Origin of the sequence: Mycobacterium sp., from assembly GCF_965277065.1 — a bacterium.
In the GTDB taxonomy this organism is placed as follows: Bacteria; Actinomycetota; Actinomycetes; order Mycobacteriales; family Mycobacteriaceae; genus Mycobacterium.
This window is the reverse complement of sequence record NZ_CBDIBT010000015.1, coordinates 228,799-244,136: the sequence shown is the minus strand read 5'-3', so window position 1 is coordinate 244,136 and position 15,338 is coordinate 228,799. Positions and strand designations below refer to the sequence as shown.

At 67.7% G+C, this 15,338-nt stretch carries 16 protein-coding genes and 1 pseudogene; 11 read left to right on the top strand and 6 right to left on the bottom strand.

Annotated elements, in window-relative coordinates; genetic code table 11:
- Nucleotides 1-59 precede the first annotated feature (59 nt).
- Entirely contained in the window at nt 60-845 is a 786-nt protein-coding gene (locus ACQY5A_RS05345; protein ID WP_428339341.1) for a DUF4333 domain-containing protein, read from the top strand.
- Between the two features lie 7 nt (nt 846-852).
- Here the strand turns inward: ACQY5A_RS05345 and ACQY5A_RS05340 are convergent, their stop codons facing one another.
- Nucleotides 853-1,812 (bottom strand): 5'-3' exonuclease, encoded by a 960-nt coding sequence (locus ACQY5A_RS05340; protein ID WP_428339340.1) that lies wholly within the window; start codon nt 1,810-1,812, stop codon nt 853-855.
- 162 nt (nt 1,813-1,974) lie between these two features.
- Here ACQY5A_RS05340 and ACQY5A_RS05335 point away from each other — a divergent pair, with 162 nt between their 5' ends.
- Complete coding sequence (locus tag ACQY5A_RS05335) at nt 1,975-3,099, top strand: M24 family metallopeptidase (protein WP_428339339.1); 1,125 nt, start codon at nt 1,975-1,977, stop codon at nt 3,097-3,099.
- Between the two features lie 25 nt (nt 3,100-3,124).
- Nucleotides 3,125-3,790 (top strand): GNAT family N-acetyltransferase, encoded by a 666-nt coding sequence (locus ACQY5A_RS05330; protein ID WP_428339338.1) that lies wholly within the window; start codon nt 3,125-3,127, stop codon nt 3,788-3,790.
- Nucleotides 3,791-3,794: 4 nt separating this feature from the next.
- Here the strand turns inward: ACQY5A_RS05330 and ACQY5A_RS05325 are convergent, their stop codons facing one another.
- Nucleotides 3,795-4,208, bottom strand: a complete 414-nt coding sequence (locus tag ACQY5A_RS05325; RefSeq protein WP_428339337.1) for a F420-dependent biliverdin reductase — start codon at nt 4,206-4,208, stop codon at nt 3,795-3,797.
- A gap of 35 nt (nt 4,209-4,243) precedes the next feature.
- Between ACQY5A_RS05325 and ACQY5A_RS05320 the strand changes: the two genes are divergently transcribed.
- Nucleotides 4,244-4,993 carry an SDR family NAD(P)-dependent oxidoreductase gene (locus ACQY5A_RS05320; protein ID WP_428339336.1) on the top strand — a complete coding sequence of 250 codons (750 nt, stop codon included), beginning with the start codon at nt 4,244-4,246 and terminating at the stop codon, nt 4,991-4,993.
- 11 nt (nt 4,994-5,004) lie between these two features.
- Here ACQY5A_RS05320 and ACQY5A_RS05315 read toward each other — a convergent pair.
- Nucleotides 5,005-5,865: pseudogene (locus ACQY5A_RS05315) on the bottom strand (precorrin-3B synthase); the annotation flags it as partial.
- Entirely contained in the window at nt 5,862-6,692 is an 831-nt protein-coding gene (locus ACQY5A_RS05310) for an SDR family oxidoreductase (RefSeq protein ID WP_428339413.1), read from the bottom strand. The gene ACQY5A_RS05310 and the pseudogene ACQY5A_RS05315, both read right to left, overlap by 4 nt.
- A 63-nt stretch (nt 6,693-6,755) precedes the next feature.
- Between ACQY5A_RS05310 and ACQY5A_RS05305 the strand changes: the two genes are divergently transcribed.
- Nucleotides 6,756-7,151: a PPOX class F420-dependent oxidoreductase gene (locus ACQY5A_RS05305; RefSeq protein WP_428339335.1), complete on the top strand. Its 396-nt coding sequence runs from the start codon at nt 6,756-6,758 to the stop codon at nt 7,149-7,151.
- Between the two features lie 28 nt (nt 7,152-7,179).
- Here ACQY5A_RS05305 and ACQY5A_RS05300 read toward each other — a convergent pair whose 3' ends face one another.
- Entirely contained in the window at nt 7,180-7,881 is a 702-nt protein-coding gene (locus ACQY5A_RS05300) for a dienelactone hydrolase family protein (protein WP_428339334.1), read from the bottom strand.
- 68 nt (nt 7,882-7,949) lie between these two features.
- On the opposite strand from ACQY5A_RS05300, the gene ACQY5A_RS05295 reads away from it, so the two are divergent.
- The 5 genes from ACQY5A_RS05295 (at nt 7,950) to ACQY5A_RS05275 (ending at nt 14,274) form a co-directional block, all read left to right on the top strand.
- Nucleotides 7,950-8,444, top strand: coding sequence for an FxsA family protein (locus ACQY5A_RS05295; protein WP_428339333.1), 495 nt, complete (start codon nt 7,950-7,952; stop codon nt 8,442-8,444).
- Nucleotides 8,445-8,548: 104 nt separating this feature from the next.
- Entirely contained in the window at nt 8,549-10,078 is a 1,530-nt protein-coding gene (locus ACQY5A_RS05290) for an amidohydrolase (protein WP_428339412.1), read from the top strand.
- Nucleotides 10,071-12,251: an apolipoprotein N-acyltransferase gene (gene lnt / locus ACQY5A_RS05285; protein ID WP_428339332.1), complete on the top strand. Its 2,181-nt coding sequence runs from the start codon at nt 10,071-10,073 to the stop codon at nt 12,249-12,251. The genes ACQY5A_RS05290 and lnt overlap by 8 nt, the downstream gene beginning before the upstream one ends.
- Nucleotides 12,248-13,024 (top strand): polyprenol monophosphomannose synthase, encoded by a 777-nt coding sequence (locus ACQY5A_RS05280; RefSeq protein ID WP_428339331.1) that lies wholly within the window; start codon nt 12,248-12,250, stop codon nt 13,022-13,024. The genes lnt and ACQY5A_RS05280 overlap by 4 nt, the downstream gene beginning before the upstream one ends.
- Before the next feature lie 86 nt (nt 13,025-13,110).
- The gene (locus ACQY5A_RS05275) at nt 13,111-14,274 is read left to right on the top strand and encodes a hypothetical protein (protein ID WP_428339330.1); all 1,164 of its coding nucleotides are present in this window, start codon (nt 13,111-13,113) and stop codon (nt 14,272-14,274) included.
- A gap of 1 nt (nt 14,275) precedes the next feature.
- Here the strand turns inward: ACQY5A_RS05275 and ACQY5A_RS05270 are convergent, their stop codons facing one another.
- Entirely contained in the window at nt 14,276-14,620 is a 345-nt protein-coding gene (locus ACQY5A_RS05270; protein WP_428339329.1) for an RNA polymerase-binding protein RbpA, read from the bottom strand.
- Nucleotides 14,621-14,772: 152 nt separating this feature from the next.
- On the opposite strand from ACQY5A_RS05270, the gene ACQY5A_RS05265 reads away from it, so the two are divergent.
- Entirely contained in the window at nt 14,773-15,111 is a 339-nt protein-coding gene (locus ACQY5A_RS05265) for a hypothetical protein (protein ID WP_428339328.1), read from the top strand.
- The last annotated feature ends 227 nt before the right edge of the window (nt 15,112-15,338 follow it).

Below are 15,338 nucleotides of genomic sequence, written 5' to 3'. Positions count from 1 at the left end.
ACGGTTGCCTACGGCGACCGACGCGAGACTGCATTCAGCACCGAGAGGACCGAGACACGATGAGCGGACCGCAGGGAACCGACCCGACGCAGCCGTGGCAGCCGCCTCAGGGTGAAGGTCAGACCTCCGGCGGGGACCAGACCCAGCAGGCGTCACCCTGGCAGCACCAGCCCGGCGGTGACCAGGGCTGGCAGGCCTCGGGCGGCGAGCACCAGACCTGGCAGGCCCCCGCGTACACGCCCACCGAGTACGGGCAGTACCAGCAGCCCGCCACCCAGTACTACCCGCCGTCGCAGACGTACCCGCAGGGTTACCCGCAGCAGGGCCAGTACCCCGATCCGACCGCTGCCTACGGCCAGCAGCCGGGCCAGTACGGCCAGCCGGCCCAGTACGGTCAGCCAGGCCAGCAAGGGCAATACGGTCAGCCGGGCCAGTACGGTCAGCCGGGCCAGTACCCACAGCCCGGTCAGTACGCCGGGCCCTACGGACAGCCGCCGGCCGGTCCGAAGCGTCCCAGGAAGACGATCGGCATCGTCCTCGGTCTGTTGGCCGCCGCCGTCGTCGCGGTGATCCTGGTGCTGGGTTTCTGGGCGCCGGGATTCTTCGTGACCACCAAGCTGGACGTCGGCAAGGCCGAGGCCGGCGTGCAGCAGATCCTCACCGACAACACCAACGGCTACGGCGCGAAGAACGTCAAGGACGTCAAGTGCAACAACGGTCAGAACCCGACCGTGAAGAAGGGTGCCACCTTCGATTGCGACGTCAGCATCGACGGCACCAAGCGGACGCTGACCGTGACGTTCCAGGACAACAAGGGCACCTACGAGGTGGGCCGGCCCAAATAGCGCCGGTTCAGGACGCGGGCAACGCGTCGAGCGCCTTCTGCAGCCGAGCGACCGATGACCCGACCGCGAGTCGGGTCGCGAGTTCGGCCACCCGTGGCGGGTCGACCGCGACCAGCGGCAGCGCGTCGGAGGCGGTGGAGAAGGTGACCGGCGCGTCGGTGGCCACAGCCACCACCGGTCCGGCCACCTCGATGTAGTCGGCAGCCGCTCGCAACTTGGCCCGAACGCCTTTGGCCAGTGAGGATTTCGGGTCGTCGACCGCCGCCAGGATGGCCTCCAGCGAGCCGTGTTGCGTCAGCAGCGTCGCGGCGGTCTTCTCGCCGACGCCCGGCACACCGGGCAGCCCGTCGGACGGGTCGCCGCGCAGTAAGGCCAACTCGGCGTAGCCCTCGCCGGCCCGATCGGCGGGAACGCCGTAGCGTTCGGCGACCTCGGCGGGACCCAGCAGGCTGGCGTTGCTCAGGCCACGGCCGAGGTAGAGCACCCGAATCGCGACCGGCTCGTCGCGAACCACCTGCAGCAGGTCGCGGTCGCCGCTCACCACGATCACCGGGTCGTGGCGCTCTTGGGCGGCCAGCGTGCCGATCACGTCGTCGGCTTCGTAGCCCTCGGCACCGCCGGTGCAGATGCCGAACGCATCGAGAATCTCGCCGATCATCTCGACCTGCGGCGACAGGTCGTCCGGCACTTCCTCGACATCGGTTTGCCCGCCTGGCTTTTCGTCTTCGACACGGTGCGCTTTGTACGACGGGATGCGATCGACCCGGAACTGCGGACGCCAGTCCAGATCCAGGCAGACCACCAGCCGGCCCGGTTCGTGCCGGGTGATCACGGTGGCCATCGAGTCCAGGAAGCCGCGGACCGCGTTGACCGGTCGGCCGTCGGGGGAGGTGATCGAGGACGGGACGCCGAAGAACGAGCGAAACCACATGCTGGCGCCGTCGAGGAGCAGCAGCGGCGCGGGCATGTCCGTGAGCCTATTCGTCGTTGATTCTGCGCTGACGGCGCCTACTACTCCTATGTCTTCGCCCGGAGTGCAGACTCAACGCATGCGGCCAGGTTCGGTTGCCGCGCTCCTCCTCATCGCGCGGTGCCCCCACTGCATCGTCGCACGGCTAGCCTGAAGCTCATGGGTTCTGACCGCTTCGACGCCGAGGTCTACCGCCGCCGGTTGGCGGCGGCGACCGCCGCCACCACGAAGGCCGGCCTGGCCGGGCTGGTGATTACCCCTGGCTATGACCTGCGCTATCTGATCGGCTCGCGCGCGCAGACCTTCGAACGCCTCACTGCGCTGGTGCTGCCGGTCTCCGGGGACCCCACGATTGTCATACCGCGACTGGAACTGGCGTCGCTGAAACAGTCCGCGGTCGCCGATCTTGGCGTGACGGTGCGGGATTGGGTCGACGGCGACGACCCGTACCGGCTGGTCGCCGCGGCCGTGGGTGGCGCGCCGGCAGCGACGGCGGTGACAGACTCGATGCCCGCGTTGCACCTGTTGCCGCTGGCCGATGTGCTTGGCACGCTGCCGGTGCTGGCCACCGACGTGCTGCGCGAGCTGCGGATGGTCAAGGACGCCGCCGAGATCGACGCGCTGCGCAAGGCGGGCGCGGCCATCGACCGGGTGCACGCCAGGGTGCCGGACTTCTTGCTGCCCGGCCGGACCGAGGCCGCCGTCGCCGCTGACATCGCCGAAGCCATTGTCGCCGAAGGACATACGGAGGTGGCATTCGTCATCGTCGGCTCCGGCCCGCACAGCGCCGACCCGCATCACGAGTACTCCGATCGCGAGATCCAGGTGGGCGACCTCGTGGTCGTGGACATCGGCGGCCCCTATGCGCCGGGATACAACTCCGACTCGACGCGTACCTACAGCATCGGCGAGCCGAGTCCCGAAGTAGCGCAACAGTATTCAGTTCTGCAGCGGGCGCAGCGGGCGGCCGTAGAGGCGGTGCGTCCCGGGGTGACCGCCGAGCAGGTCGACGCCGCGGCCCGCAATGTGCTGGCCGAAGCGGGGCTCGCCGAATACTTCGTGCACCGCACCGGCCACGGCATCGGACTCTCGGTGCACGAGGAGCCCTACATCGTCGCGGGCAACGATCTGCCGCTGCAGGCGGGTATGGCGTTTTCCGTCGAACCGGGGATCTACTTCCCGGGCCAGTGGGGAGCCCGCATCGAAGACATCGTGGTGGTGGCCGAACACGGTGCCCAGTCGGTGAATCACCGTCCGCACGAACTGATCGTGGTGTCCGTCTGACCGCTCTGAGTATTAGGCTCACACGATGACCGACCACGACCGCGCCGCCGCACGCCGAGAAATCACCAACGCTTTCATGAACGCTCTGGAACGCCGCCACGATGTGCTGGACCTGATCGTGGGCGCCGACGATAGACCGTCCGCGGTCGACGGCATCGTCGAGTTGCTGGGCACGTCGCGGCTGGGTGCTGAAGCGGTGATCGGCATGTCGTTCGATCAACTGACCAAGGACTCGCGCAAGATCATCGCCGCCGAGCTCGAAGACCTGAACAACATCTTGAGTTTCACATTCAAGGACCGGCCGGCCAGCTCGGGCGACTCGATGGCGCTACGGGCGTTCTCCGGCAAATCGGACCACGACATCTTCTCCGCACGCACCAAGGACATCGGCGCCAAGGGCGACGGCTCGGGCGCTCCCGCCACTGACCTCGAAGACGAAATCCGTTCCGCAGAGGAGCGATTCGACGCTGAAGAGGCGGCCTGGTTTGTCGCGGTCGACGGCGGTGACAAGGTCGGCATGGTTTTCGGCGAGCTCGAGGGCCATGAGGTGCACGTCCGGATCTGGATCCACCCGGACTACCGACACCGTGGCTATGGCACGGCCGCCCTGTCCAAGTCACGACCGGAGCTGGCGGCGTATTTCCCCGCGGTGCCGTTGGTGATCCGGGCGCCGGGCGCCACGCTCGTCTAGCGGGCTAGTCGGACTTGCGGGTCAACAGATCCGAGGACCCGAGCACCCGCTCGACCTGAACTTCGATGACCACCCGTCGGGGGTTCTCCCGCGGCGTGCGGTAGCGCTGCGCGTAGCGCAGCTCGGCGTCGCGCACGGCGGCGGGGTCGCGGTTGACGCTCGCCCGACCCTCCAACGACAGCCATCGCGCCCCGTCGACCTGACTGAGGACGGCGACCTCGCCGCGGTCGGCGTTGACCGCCTTCTGCGAGCCACCGGTGGTGATCACGCGGGCGATGTGGGTCTTCGGATCGAAGGTGAAGCCGACCGCCACGACATGCGGCGAATTGTCGGCGCGCAGCGTGGTCAGCATGGCGAGGTGGCGCTCGGTCAGAAATGCCAGCGCGTCATTGGTCAGCCGGGCCGTGGAGTTCGCCATCACCGCCCACGCTAGCGCAGGAGATAATCGCAGCCGTGGATGACACGGGCACGCCGACAGTGCTGATTCTCGGCGGCCGCAGCGAAATCGGCGTCGAGCTCGCGGTGCGGCTGGCCCCCGGCGCGTCGATCGTGCTGGCGGCCCGCAACGCCGACCGGCTCGACGAACAGATCGCAGCGATCCGCGCGGCCGGAGCGGTGCGGGTGGCGTGCGTCGAATTCGACGCCGACGACGTGGAATCGCACGGCCCGCTGGTCGATTCGATCGTTGCCGGGCACGGTCCGATCGACACCGCGGTGCTGGCGTTCGGCATCCTCGGCGATCAACATCGCGCCGAGACCGACGCCGCGCACGCCGTTGCCGTCGTCCACACCGACTACGTCGCCCAGGTCAGCCTGCTCACCCATCTGGCCGCGGCGATGCGGCAGGCCGGCCGGGGAAAGCTGGTGGTGTTCTCGTCGATCGCCGGTGCCCGGGTGCGTCGGGCAAACTACGTCTACGGTTCGGCCAAGGCCGGTTTGGACGGCTTCGCCTGTGGTCTGGCCGACGCGCTGCACGGGACCGGTGTGCGGTTGTTGATCGTGCGGCCCGGCTTCGTGATCGGGCGGATGACGCAAGGCATGACGCCGGCGCCGCTGTCCAGCACACCGGCGCAGGTGGCTGCGGCGACGGCGCGGGCGCTGGCCAACGGCCGACGGACAGTGTGGATTCCCTGGGCGTTGGGACCAGCGGCCGGCGTGATGCGACAGCTGCCGCAGTTCGTCTGGCGCCGGATGCCGCGCTAGAAATCCTCGTCGCCGGGATCGCCGCCAACGGCTGGCCGCGGCGAGTTCTCGTCGAAGACCAGTCCCACCGGAGCCAGCACCCGCAGTGCCGTGTCGGCCACGGCCTCGTCGAGGTCGCAGACGAGTATCGAGCGCCACGGGGTGACCACCAGCGGCGCCTCGATCGCGGCCAAGTACTCCGCGACCCGCGCGGGCAGCACGCCCAGTGGCACCGCGGCGCCCAACGCCACCCGGCCGTCGTCCTGCTCGATCCAGCCCACGGGCGAGCGGGGGAGCGTCCGAAAGCCATCACCGAGCTCGACGCCAGGCCACAAGAGCGACGGGTCAGCCAATTCGCTTACTCGCGAGGCCTCTTCGCGCACCTCGGCGAACCGCGCCGCAACGGCAATCATCGTGTCGACCACCTCGCGGGTGGTCAACCGGACTCCGGTGTCGCGCCCGGCCAGCACCAGTGCGGCGTGGTCGTCCTCGACGTGAACACCAACGTCGGCACCCAGCCCGGACACGTCGCCGCGTCCGTCGTCGATGCTGAACAGGAAGCGTTCCGGTAGCTGTGCCAAAACCGGCTCCGTCTGGATAGCAGCGTCCAGTTCGGCGACCCATGCCCGCACGTCGGCGATACCGCCCGCCCTCCCGGACAGCGGTGAGGCGACGATGGAGCAGCCCGGCAACAGACCGGCCTCCGCCACCGCCGCAACTACGGCATCGGTATCGCTGACGTCGGGTATCTGCAGATTCCCTCGGCCGGTCAGCTCCAGCGCTGCCGAGCCGAAAGCCGCAGACGCATGTGCCAGCGCTACCAACTGGCCGGCCGTCAACCTGCCGCCGGGCAGCCTGATTCGTGCCAGCGAGCCGCCGGTTGCACGGTTCAGGACGTGCCCGCCCGCCGCGCATAGGCTTTGCGCTTCTCGACTTCGACGTCGCTGGTGAAAACGCGCCCGGTGCCCAGCGCGCGCCCCAACGCCTCAGACACCCGTAGCGGCATCAGCCGCTGGCCCGTCACGGTCGCGCCGATCGCACGGGGGACGAGCACGCGTGGTTTCGGTCTGGCGATCACCCGGGCGATCGCCTGGGCGACATCATTCGGCTCGGCATTCTTGAACCCCTTCGCATGCCCGATGCCGGTGATCATTTCGGTATTGGTCAGAGTTGGCATGATCGCTGAGAAGTGGACACCGCTCCCGCGGTTTTCCATGCGAACAGTGTCGGTGTAGCCCAGCACGGCATGCTTTGTCGCGCAATAGGTTGCGATGCCCTCGGTCGGCAGCAGGCTGCCCAGTGACGCGATGTTGATGATGTGACCGTGACCGCGCGGCAGCATTCGCTGGGCTGCCAGCTTGGTTCCGAGAATCACGCCGTAGACGTTGACATTGAGCAGTCGCTGCGTGGCGGCATCGGCCTCGTCGACCGCGCTGCCGACCGCGATGACCCCGGCGTTGTTCACCAATACGTCCACGGTCCCGAGGCGCTCTTCAACGGTGTCGAGAAATTCGGTAAAGGACCGTCGATGCGTCACGTCCAATCGCCGCGCGAACTCGAGGCCCACGTCGTTGGTCGCTTCCTTGACTGCCGATCGGTCGATATCGCCGATCGCAACCTTGGCGCCCAGACCGTGCAGAACGGTCGCGGTCGCCAGACCGATCCCACGCGCACCACCAGTGATGGCAACCACCTTGTCGGCAACAGAGGAACGTTTCATCGTCGGTTGCTCCTTCTTGTTGGGTTGAAGCCTAGGCGTCGTCAGCGCCATTAGACTGACGGGATGTCACCGACCTTCGCCGACATCGCCAAAGCGGAATTCGTTCTGCTGACCACCTTCACCAAGGACGGCCGGCCCAAGCCCACCGCGATCTGGGCCGCCAACAAGGGCGACCACCTGCTGGTCATCACGCAGGCAAAATCATGGAAAGTCAAGCGAATTCGCAATACCCCGCGGGTCACGCTGGCGATCTGCGATCGCGGCGGACACCCGAAAAGCGAGGCCATCGAGGCAACTGCGACGATCCTCGACTCATCGCAGACCGGCCTCGTCTACGACGCCATCGGAAGCGAATACGGCATCGTCGGCAAGGTGTTCAACGTGTTCAGCAAGCTGCGCGGGGGCAAGGCGAACAACGTCGGTCTGGAATTACGCGCTGCGACGACGCGGGCCGAGTAGCGGCCTGAGGAGGAGCCGCGCAATCGGACTACGCGCTGCTTCCTAGGTGCTCACCGAAGAACGCGAAGACGCGCTTCCATGCATCGTCGGTGGCCTCTTGGTTGTAGCCGAACCCGGTGATGCGTAGCAGCGGTTGGGCGGGAAGCTTGTTGGCGAAGCCGTGCCCCACCTTCGGATAGGACTTGACGTCGTTGGTGATGCCCTTGTCGTCGAGCACCCGCTGCAGCTTCTCGGATGCCCCGCGGCCGATCGGATCCCGGCGGCCGAAACTGGCCACCACCGGGCAGGCCCCGTCCAGCGTTTCGCTGAGCTCCCGCGGCAACGGTGCGCCGTAGAAGGGTGCTGAGGCGTCAAAACCCTTGGGCGACATCACAAGTGCGAACTGCCCGCCCATGCAGAATCCCGCGATGCCGATGCGGTCGGTGGTTTCCGGCAGGGCCTTCAGGTGGTCGCGGGCAACCAGCACGTCGTCAAGCGAGCGCCCGTGCTGGGCGATCACTTCGCGGATGACCTTGGTCATGCATCGCGCCCAGCCGCCACGGGCGAACAAGTTCGGGGTCAGCGCGACATACCCCGCCGCTGCGACGCGGCGGTTGATCGACTCTTTATCCGGTCCGTAACCGATCGCGTCGTGAATGATCACCACACCGGGCCAGGGGCCCGAGCCGTCGGGGACGTCGAGCAGCGCGTCGATGGGGCCGGCCGGGGTATCGATCTCGATTGTCGTCACGTCAGACATCTAACCGCGCCGGGGAGAATCTGCGGAACTCCACCGGTGGTCTGCGACGTTGCCCTCTCATGGTGTCGCGACTGTTTCTGCTCTACGTCGTCGCCGAGCTCGCCGTTGTGGTGGCGCTGGCGTCGACGATCGGGCTCGGATGGACCCTGCTGTTGCTGTTGGTTGCGTTCGCCGGGGGATTGGCGCTCGCGGGCTCGCAACTCAAGGTGCAGCTCAACCGGCTGCGGTCCGGGATGAATGCCGGCCAGTCGACGCTGGCCGCCGACGGTATGGCGGTCGCATCCGGAACCTTGCTCGTGGTGACGCCCGGCCTGTTGACCAGCGTCGCGGGCGTGTTTTTGTTGCTACCGCCGACCCGGGCCGCCGTCCGCCCGCTGCTCGGCGCGATGGCCGTCCGCGGCCTCGGCCGGCGCGTCCCGTTGTTCACGGTCACCGGGGTCGGCCCGTACCACCGCCCGCGGCGACCGGACTACATCGACGGCGAGGTCATTGATGCCGCCGACGTCAGTGAGGTGTCTGATCCGCCGGCCCTGCCGCGTTTGCGGCCTGAATAGCCGCTGCACCCCACCCCGTAGGTTCTATCGGCGTGACTGACGTCCCGACCACCCTGTTGCTCGACGGCAGGGTGCACAGCCCAAGCCATCCCGATGCCACCGCGATGGCGGTGCGCGGCGGCACTGTGGTGTGGCTGGGCAGCGACGACGTCGGCCGAGAGCAGTTCGCGGGCGCCGACATCGTCGATCTGGCCGGCGGCTTCGTCGCCCCGGCCTTCGTCGACAGTCATATTCACCTCACCGCCACCGGGCTGACGCTCACCGGTCTCGACCTCCGCGCTGCGAAATCGCTGCCGCATTGCCTGCGGCTGGTTGCCGATCATGCGGCGGCCAACCCCGGTGCACCCATCTGGGGCCACGGATGGGACGAGTCGTCGTGGCCGGAAAACACCCCGCCGAGCACCGCCGACCTCGACGCTGTGCTCGGCGATCGGCCCGCCTACCTGGCGCGGGTCGACGTGCACTCGGCGTTGGCATCGACCGGTCTGCGGCAGCGCGTCGACGGGTTGGCGTCGGAGACCGGCTTCGACGAACAGCGCCCGCTGGTCGCCAACGCCCATCACCGGGTTCGTGCCGTCGCGCGCGAACTGCTGACCGAGGGCCAGCGTGCGGAAGCCCGGCTGGCCGCGCTGCACGCCGTCGCCGCGAACGGGATTGCCGCGGTGCACGAATGCGCCGGCCCGCAGATCGGTGGCCCCGACGACTGGCGCGAAGTGCGGGCACTCGACCACGGCGTCGAGGTGATCGGCTATTGGGGTGAGGCAGTGAGCAGCCCGGCCCAGGCCCGCGCGCTGCTCGACGACACCGGCGCGGCTGGGCTGGCCGGCGACCTGTTCGTCGACGGCGCGCTCGGGTCGCGCACCGCCTGGCTGCACAATCCGTACAGCGACGCCGACCACTGCGGAACCTGCCACCTGGACGCCGACGCCGTCGCCGCCCACCTGCGGGCGTGCACCGAAGCCGGTGTGACGGCTGGCTTTCACGTCATCGGCGACGCCGCGGTCGCCAGCGTGGTTGCCGCCCTGGAACACGTGGTCGACGAGTTCGGCGTACCCGCGGTAGCCCGGTGCGGCCACCGCCTGGAGCACGTGGAGATGGTCACCGCCGAGCAGGCGGTCAAGCTGGGCGCATGGGGGGTGACGGCCAGCGTGCAGCCCAATTTCGACGCGCTGTGGGGTGGTCGTGACGGCATGTATGCCCGTCGTCTCGGTATCGATCGAGCCGGGCGTCTCAACCCGTTTGCGCTGCTAGCATCCCAAGGCGTGGCCCTCGCGTTCGGATCCGACGCCCCCGTCACCGGCCTCGACCCATGGGCGACGATCCGGGCCGCCGTGCACCACCACACACCAGCCAGCGCACTTTCGGCGCGGGCGGCGTTCGCCGCCGCGACCCGCGGTGGATGGCGGGCGGCCGGCGGCGGAGATGGTCACGCAGGCAGCCTGGTCCCGGGCGCGCCCGCGTCGTACGCCGTCTGGGACATCGGCGACCTCGAAAGCGGCGCGCCCAATGACGCCCTGCGCCGGTGGTCGACCGATCCTCGATCTCGGGTGCCGGCGCTGCCGCGGTTGGGCCCAGCCGACCCGCTGCCGCGCTGCCGGCAGACGGTGCATCGGGGCGCGATGATTCATGGCTAGGGGCGTCGGGCGGTTCGACCGCCGGAGCCGGTCCCTGAAGAGCGCCGAAAGCACCGACGTGTTCCCGGCGATCGAGGACCCGATCAAAGACGAAGAAGGCTTCACCGGAGAAATCCCCGTCTCGGCGGCCGCTGACGTCACGGGCGAGGTTCCGCCGATTCCGGATACCGCGCCAGACCATGACGGTGACGACAATGTCGACGACGCCGCTGACGATGTCGAGTCGGCGGACGAGCAGGTCCAGCGGCCGGCCGACGGTGTGGACCGGTTGGCACAGATGCGCGAGCAGGCCGCCCGGATCGGCACGTCTCTGTGGCAACGGCTGGTCCACCTGACCGCGGTTCTGGTGGCTTGGCTGATCCGTGAAACGCAGATCCGCGCGCCACAGGCTGGCCGATGGCTGCGGCCGCGGCTGACGCGCCTGGGCGCCTCGGTCGTGGCCGGGCTGTCGTTGGGTACGAGCTATCCGCGGTTCGACTGGTGGTGGGCGGCGATCCTTGCCTTCGGCGTGCTGGCCTGGGTGCTGACCCGGCCGGCGACCACACCTTTCGGAGGCTTCGGTTACGGGTTCCTGTTCGGCCTGGCCTTCTATCTGCCGCTGATCCGGTGGATCAGCATTCTGGTGGGCGCCGTCCCGCTGCTGGCGTTGGTGGTGTTGTGCGCGCTGTTCCCGGCACTCTTCGGGCTGGCGGCCGTGACCGTTCGGCGCCTTCCGGGCTGGCCGATCTGGTTCGCGCTGCTGTGGACGACGCAGGAATGGCTGAAGTGCACCATTCCGTTCGGCGGGTTCCCGTGGGGCGTGGTGGCCGCCGGTCAAACGTCAGGGCCGTTCCTGCCGCTGGTCCGGCTCGGCGGCGTCCCGCTGCTCTCACTGGCGATCGTGCTCACCGGCTGCGGCGCCGCCGCGTTGGCGATGGAGGCGATGTCCTGGTGGCGGGCCTCGCAGCGCCACCACACTGCCGACCGGCCCACCGCCGATGATTCCCGGATCGCCGACGCGCCGCCCGCCGTCGTGCTGCCCGCCATCTGCATCTGCCTGATGTTTTTCCTCGCCGCCGCGGTCTGGCCGCAGGTCCGCCACTCCGGCACCGGATCAGGCAACGAACCCACTGTCACCGCGGCCGTGGTTCAGGGCAACGTGCCCCGACTCGGCCTGGAGTTCAACGCGCAGCGCCTTGCGGTGCTGGGCAACGACGTCCGGGAAACCCGCCGGCTGGCCGACGATGTGCGTGCCGGTCGCGCGCCGCAACCCGACTTCGTGGTGTGGCCCGAAGACGCGTCGGAGATCGATCCGATCGACAACCCCGACGCGGCGCAAGAGATCGCGGTAGCCGTCGAGGCGATCGGCGCGCCGATCCTGGTCGGCACGGTGCTCGACCTCGCGGATCGGCCGGCTCATGAGCCGGCTCAGACGAACACGGTGATCGTCTGGAATCCGAAGTCGGGACCGGGTGATCGCCACGACAAGCGGATCGTGCAGCCGTTCGGGGAATACCTGCCCTGGCGCGGATTCTTCCGGCATTTGTCCGGGATGGCCGACATGGCCGGCTACATCGTCCCGGGCACGGGCTCCGGTGTCGTGCGGGCCGGAGGCACCCCGATCGGGATCGCCACCTGCTGGGAAGTCAGCTTCGACCGGGCGTTGCAGCATTCGGTCCGCAACGGCGCGCAACTGCTCGCGGTGCCGGCCAACAACGCCAACTTCAACCAGACGATGAGCGAGCAGCAGTTGGCCTTCTCCAAGCTGCGCGCCGTGGAACTGGACCGCTACGCCGTCGTCGCCAGCAACGTCGGGATCTCCGCTTTGGTCACCCCGGATGGCCGTGAGCTGCAGCGGACGCGGTTCTTCACACCCGCTTACCTGGACAACCAGGTGCGCCTCAAGACATCGATGACCCCGGCCGCCAGGTGGGGCCCGATCGTGCAGGGCGCTCTGGTGCTGGCCGCTCTGACGGTCCTGTTCGCTGCGATACTGCACAATGGTTGGTTCGCGGATATCCACCGACGGCTGTCCGAGTTGGCAAACAGGGGTGCCCCCGCGTCGGAAGGCTCCGACGACGCCCTGCCCGGCTACGACGCAGTGGCCGGCGCCGACGAGGAGTCAGCCGATGCCGAGTTCGACGACGGCGGCCGAGATTCCGCCCACCGAGGGCCAGAAAGAGGAGAGCTATGACCGCCGGCGATTCGCGCGAGCGTCCGAGCCTGCGCACCCTGGTGATCATCCCCACCTTCAATGAGCGGGAGAACCTTCCGCTCATTACGCAGCGTCTCCGCACGGCTCTGCCGGACGTGGACGTGCTAATCGTCGACGACAACAGCCCAGACGGTACCGGGCAGTTGGCCGAGGACCTGGCGTCGGCCAACCCCGACGTCATTCACGTCATGCACCGCACGGTCAAGGACGGTTTGGGCGCGGCCTACCTCGCCGGTTTCGCCTGGGGGCTCTGCCGCGGTTACACCACGCTGGTCGAGATGGACGCCGACGGCAGCCACGCACCCGAGCAACTGAACCTGCTACTCGAGGCCATCGACGGTGGCGCCGACCTGGTAATCGGCTCGCGCTACGTCGAGGGCGGGAACGTGCAGAACTGGCCGCGGCGGCGCTGGGCGCTGTCCTGGACAGCCAACACCTATGCCCGGCTGGCGCTGGGCATCGGCATCCACGACATCACCGCCGGCTACCGCGCCTACCGCCGCGAGGTCCTGGAAAAGATCGACCTCGACCACGTCGACTCGAAGGGCTACTGTTTCCAGATCGACTTGACTTGGCGCACCATCACCAACGGGTTTGTCGTCGCGGAGGTGCCGATCACCTTCACCGAGCGGGAACTCGGCGTATCGAAGATGAGCGGCTCCAACATCCGCGAAGCCGTAGTCAAGGTCGCGCAGTGGGGGATCGACGGCCGCCTGCACAGGGGCAAGCGTGTGACTCCGGTCACCCAATAACTGAGATTCTCAACAAAACAAGATCATACCGTAATCTCAGTCCACGCCCGGGTTGCGTACTTGCAGCCTGCAAATGGAGGTCAGTTGTGAAGCGCATCCTCACGTTCCTCGTCCTCGGGGGCGCTGCAACAGCGACGTCTCTGTCTGCCGCCGTTGCCGCGGCGGATCCGGACGCGACGACTGTTGCGGTGCCCGACCCATTCGGCGTCACTTTCCCAAGCTCGCCGGTTTTCACCTACCAGGCCAGTGACGCCGCGGAAGGCATCGCCTACGGCCACCAGTCGATTGACTTCGATTCGGCCAACCTCTCGCAACCCGTCGAACAGTTCTTCCTCAACAACGTGACCGTGAATGGCGCGCCGATCACCAGCATGAATGAGTTGGCCGCGAGCAATGTGCAAACCGACGTCATCGACAAGCTGCAGGACGGCCTCGGAAGCCAGCAACAAATTCTGCTACCCCACATCGCGGACACCAACATACAGAGCGGCGTCATCGGCATCCACGACTTCGGCGGCGGCTACGGGTACGCCTACATCGACCTGGTCGGCCCCGGCGTCACTTCGGTGAACAGCGACGGCGTCGACAATGCCGTGGGCGCGTTCCTGGTGACGCCGACCGGCACCTTCGACGTGTCGCATGTGGAGAACGGTGGTGACTACGGCGGGCTGGCCTACCTGGAGAGCCAGCTGTTCGACTTCTCCAAGCCGTTGGCGAACCCGTTCGGCATCGAGCTGACGGGCAACCCCGATTTCAACTATCAAACCGCGGGCGTCTTCGGTAACACTGCCTACGGTTCCCAGGACGTCAAGTTCGAGTCGGACTCACTGGCGCCATTCGCGCAGAAGTTCTTTGACGAGAATGTGACGATCGGCGGCCAGGCGTTCGGTCCGACCAGCACCTTGGACGTGTCTCACGCCAACATCATCGATAGCCTCAACTACACGGGTATCGACAACGGGTTCTCGGCGCAGCAGCTCTTCCTGCCCGCCATCGAGGGCACCAACGTCGACAACGGCGTGATCACGCTGCAGAGCCTCGGCGATGGCTTCAGCTATGACTCCATCAACCTCGACCTGACCGGGTCGTCTTCGGACGCCGTCGGAGCCTGGCTGGTGACTCCGTACGGTGACATCGACGTGTCGCCGTGGGCGAGCCTGGCTGCCCAGATGTTCGACCCGTCGTACTTCGACATCGGAAGCTTCCCAGCGGACGGGCTCATTCCGCCGACGTTCGACTTCCTGTTCTGACCTAGGCGCCGCTGCCGCGCCGGCGGGTTTTGATCAGGTCGAGACGCTCTTTGAGCAGTTCGTCGAGCTCTTCGACCGAACGGCGCTCCAGCAGCATGTCCCAGTGGGTGCGGGGCGGCTTGGTTTTCTTGGGCTCGGGCAGGTCACCCTCAATCAGGGTGCCCTCCATGCCGTTGCGGCACAGCCAGTTGCCGGGGATCTCGGCGTCGTCGGCAAACGGCACGTCGAACTCTTCGCCGTTCTCGGTGCGGTAGCGCGCGATCTGACGCGGCGCCAGGTCGTGGTTGCGGTCAGTCTCGTAGCTTACGGCTCCAAGGCGACTGCCTCTCAGGACGCGATCGGCCATTGGTTAGCACTCCTCTTAATGTCTTCTCAGCAGCTAGCGCTTTGAACAACGTCATCGGGGGCGGCGTAGTTCCCAGCGGTCGCCGGGGCTGCCTGGCGACTCGAATGTCCATGATACCGGGATTCGGCTGACCCCCGACTAAAGTCGGCTCCGTGCCACGACGCGTCCGCCCGCAGCCGTGCCGCTGGTGCGGCCGTGACGTCCCTGACATCGGGTTGGGTCGCCGCCGGCAATACTGTCGGCAGTCCTGCCGACAGCGCGCTTACGAGCAGCGGGCCTCGATGCACGGGGTCAAGGGCATGTCACCGCCCGCGGACGCGGTCGTGCTGTCCGCCGACGAGGCCGCTGACCTTTCTGACCGGGTCTATCAGGTGAGATGTGCCGCCGAGGACGTGGCCACCGCCTTGGACGAAGGTGCCGGCACCCCCGAATTGCGTGAGCTCTGCACGGTGCTGATGCAGGCCGCCAAGGCCGCCGACGGGTGGCGCTGACCAGGCTTAGGCTCGGCTGACTTGTGGCGGGTACAGTCTCGCCATGGATCGCTGGGCACCGGAAACAATTGCGGAGCCAGGTCATGGGCGGGGTGGGCGAGTCGGCGCCCGCCAACGATGTTCTCGGGCCGAAGAGCAGGTATGCCGCCGTCCTCGCGGCGAGTGACTCTGCTCCTCATCTCGGGCCGCACTTGTGCTGAGCGACGACCGACGTTAGGCGAGGGGTA